Annotated in this window: 1 pseudogene; it reads left to right on the top strand. The window is 80.7% G+C overall.

From position 1 onward, the window contains the following. Positions 1-304 precede the first annotated feature (304 nt). Positions 305-748: pseudogene (locus ADK60_RS45025) on the top strand (hypothetical protein); the annotation flags it as partial.

Here is a 748-nt window from a genome sequence, read left to right on the forward strand (position 1 = left end):
CCCCGCAGTACCCCGCTCCACCCCGCACCACCGCACTACCCGCAGTACCCCGCTCCACCCGCAGTACCCCGCTCCACCCGAGGACTCCGGGTGGCCGGTCGGCCCCCCCGTGCCCGCCGTCCACCCGGCCGGTCCCGACCGGACCGGCAGGCGCACCCCCCGGACGCGCCGCCGGTCCGGCCGGGCCGAACCCCCTCCGGTCCGTCCGCCCGCAGTCAGGACGAACCGGGGACCCCGCCGGCCCGCCCGCCCGCAGTCAGGGCGGGTCGGCACCCCGCTCGACCAGCCCACACCTGGACCGACCGTGACCGTCTCACTGCACGACCACGAGCCGGCGGTCGGGGATCCGCTGCCCGGTTCCCCGGCCGCCTCCCTTTCCCGGCAGGCCGCCGAGACCACCACCGCCCCGGTGTTCGTGGACTCCTCCGGCCGCCGACAGCGCCGGGTCCGGCGGTTGGGACTGCTGCTCGCAGTCCCCGCCGCCGGCTACCTGGCGCTGCTGACCAGCACTGTGCTCGGCGGCCCCTCGGTCGACGCGCCGTTCCTGCCGCTGCCGGCCGCGCCGAGCGCCGCCGCGCCCGAGCCGGAGCAGTCGCCGGAGCCCGAGCCGCCGCTGCCGGACGTCACCGGCGAGCCCGGCCCGGACAGCGTCCAGCCCAGTCCGGGCCGCCCCCCCCCCACCCCCCCCCCGGCGGCGGCCACCCCGAAGCCGGCCGTGCCGCCCCCGCCCCCCCCCCCGCCCCCCCCC

Source organism: Streptomyces sp. XY431 (assembly GCF_001279805.1).
GTDB classification, from domain to species: Bacteria; Actinomycetota; Actinomycetes; order Streptomycetales; family Streptomycetaceae; genus Kitasatospora; species Kitasatospora purpeofusca.